Genomic DNA, 2,634 nt, shown 5'->3' with positions numbered 1-2,634 from the left:
GATCGCCAGCACGATCTCGGCCGCGACGGGCACGGGGTCGAGCGCGCGGTGCGGGGCCGAGCCGTGCCCGCCCTCGCCGTTCACGGTGATGCGCACGGTGTCCGCGGCAGCCATCGCGGTGCCCGCCCGGCCGGCGACCGCACCGGTCGGCACGAGCGCCGAGGCGACGTGCACCCCGTAGGCGGCGACGACCCGCTCGCCCGCGGCGTCGAGCACGCCCTCGGCGATCATCTGCTCGGCGCCGCCGTCGCCCTCCTCGCCCGGCTGGAACATGAAGACGACCGACCCGGCGATCTCGTCCCGGCGCGCGGCGAGCAGGCGGGCAGCGGCGACGAGGCCCGCGACGTGCAGGTCGTGGCCGCACGCGTGCATGACCCCCACGTGCTCGGACGTGAAGTCCTCGCCGCTGTCCTCGGTGACCGGCAGCGAGTCCATGTCGCCGCGCAGCAGCACGGCCGGGCCCGGCGTGCCGCCGTGCAGCACGGCGGTCACGGACGAGAGCGCGGTGCCCGTGCTGACCTCGAGGCCCAGGTCCGCGAGCGCGTCGAGCACGAGCTGCTGCGTGAGCGGCAGGTCGAGCCCGATCTCGGGCACGCGGTGCAGCGCGTGCCGCAGCTCGGCGATCTGCGGGAGCTGGGCGGACGCGTCGGCCCGCAGGCCGGCCAGGACGTTCTCGGACAGGGGCACGCGAGGCTCCGTTTCGTCGGTCGTTCGATCAGTGGACGTTACCCGGCTCACACCCACCCCCGTATCGTGGGACGGATGTCCACCTTCACCGGCTTCCTGCGCTCGCGCTCCGACGACGATCTCGTCGCGCTGCTGCGCGGGCGCCCGGACCTCGCCGTGCCCTCACCGACGACCATCGCGTCCCTGGGCGTGCGCGCGACGAGCCGCGGGAGCCTCGAGCGCGCGCTCGCCTCGGTCGACGCCGGCGTGCTGCAGGTGCTCGAGGCCGTCGTCGCCCTCGGACCCGACGCCGACGTGCGGGCGGCGATCGCGGACACCGCGGCGGGCGTGGAGCTCGTCGACTCCGCGCTCGAGCGTGCGGGCGAGCTCGCGCTGATCTTCCGCGACGCCGAGGGCCTGCACCCCGCGCCCGGCCTGGCCGAGCTGCTCGGCCCGTACCCGGCGGGCCTGGCGCCCGCGTCGCCGACCGACCCTCCCGCCGACGTCGTCGACGTGCTGCCCGAGGCACCCGCGGGCGTCGCGCCGGTCCTCGACGCCCTGACCTGGGGCCCGCCCGTGGGCCTCGCACCGTCCAACGCGACGGCCACCGCGGCGGCCGTCGACTGGATGGTGCGCCGCCGCCTGCTCGTGATGGGCGACGGCAGGCACGTGGTGCTCCCCCGCACCGTGGCTCTCGCGCTGCGCCGTGGCCGCACCCACCGCGCCGCCGCGCTCGCGCCGACCCCGCACTTCGCCACGCGTCTGCCCGCGACCGTCGCCGCCGAGGGCACCGACGCGGGCGAGCGGATCGTGCGCCTCGTCGCTCAGCTGGGCCGGCTGTGGGAGGAGAACCCCGCGGGCGTGCTGCGCTCGGGCGGGCTGGGCGTGCGCGAGCTGCGCCGGGTCGCCACCGAGCTCGAGGTCGACGAGCGGCTCGCCGCGCTGGTCGTCGAGCTGGCCGCGGCTGCAGGGCTGGTGGGCGACGACGGCGAGGAGCTACCGTCCTTCGTCCCGACGGTCGCGATGGACGAGTGGTCGGTGGCCCCCGTCGCGACGCGCTGGGGACTGCTCGCCTCGACCTGGCTCGCGACGACCCGCACGCCATGGCTCGTCGGCGGCCGCGACGAGGCCGGCACCGTCCGCCCGGCGCTGAGCCCGGACCTGAACCGCGCGTGGGCGCCCCGCCTGCGTCGGTCCGTGCTCGGCATGCTGGCCGCCCAGCCGGCGGGTGCCGCTCCCGACGCCGACGCGGTGCTCGAGGTGCTGGCCTGGCGCACGCCGCGGTCGGTGCCGCCCGTCGCGGCCGTCGCCGCGGTGCTCGCCGAGGCCGCGGACGTGGGCGTGCTGGGCGCGGGTGCGCTCTCCGACGCCGGGCGTGCGCTGCTCTCGTCGGCCGACGAGGCCGTCGCGACGTTCGAGGCGACGCTGCCTCCGTCGCTCGACGAGATCCTGCTGCAGGGCGACCTGACCGGCATCGTCCCGGGCCGTCCGAGCGACGAGCTCGAGGCCCTGATCGCCCGCACCGCGCGCGTCGAGTCGCGCGGCGGGGCGGTCACCGTGCGCTTCACCGCGGACACCGTGCGCCTCGCGTTCGACGACGGCGCGACGGCGGAGGGCCTGCTCGCCGAGCTCGCGCGGTTCTCCCGCGGCCCCGTGCCCCAGCCGCTGGAGTACCTGGTGCGCGACGCCGCGCGCCGGCACGGCCGCCTCCGCGCGGGCGCCGCCTCGAGCTACCTGCGCAGCGACGACCCCGCCCTGCTGGCGGGGCTCGTCGACAACCCGAAGCTGTCCGGGCTCGGCCTGTTCACGCTCGCGCCGACCGTGCTCGCCGCGCAGGCGCCGACGCGCGAGCTCATCGACGCGCTGCGGGCCCAGGGCCTCGCGCCCGCGGCCGAGACCCCCGACGGGCACGTGCTGCACGTCGCGCGCGAGGTCCGGCGCGTCGGCCGACGCGGCCGGGCCGCCGCG

Annotated in this window: 2 protein-coding genes; one reads left to right on the top strand and one right to left on the bottom strand. The window is 77.8% G+C overall.

The features are described from left to right. On the bottom strand, positions 1 to 681 hold a 681-nt coding region (locus D1825_RS00330; protein WP_407643284.1), incomplete at its 3' end, for a M20 metallopeptidase family protein. An 81-nt stretch (positions 682 to 762) separates the two neighbouring features. On the opposite strand from D1825_RS00330, the gene D1825_RS00325 reads away from it, so the two are divergent. Next, positions 763 to 2,634 (top strand): helicase-associated domain-containing protein (locus tag D1825_RS00325; RefSeq protein ID WP_118765567.1); only part of this gene is annotated, 1,872 nt, incomplete at its 3' end.

It is taken from the genome of Cellulomonas rhizosphaerae, from assembly GCF_003470205.1.
Taxonomy (GTDB): Bacteria; Actinomycetota; Actinomycetes; order Actinomycetales; family Cellulomonadaceae; genus Cellulomonas; species Cellulomonas rhizosphaerae.
This window is presented reverse-complemented; position numbering and strand designations above follow the sequence as displayed.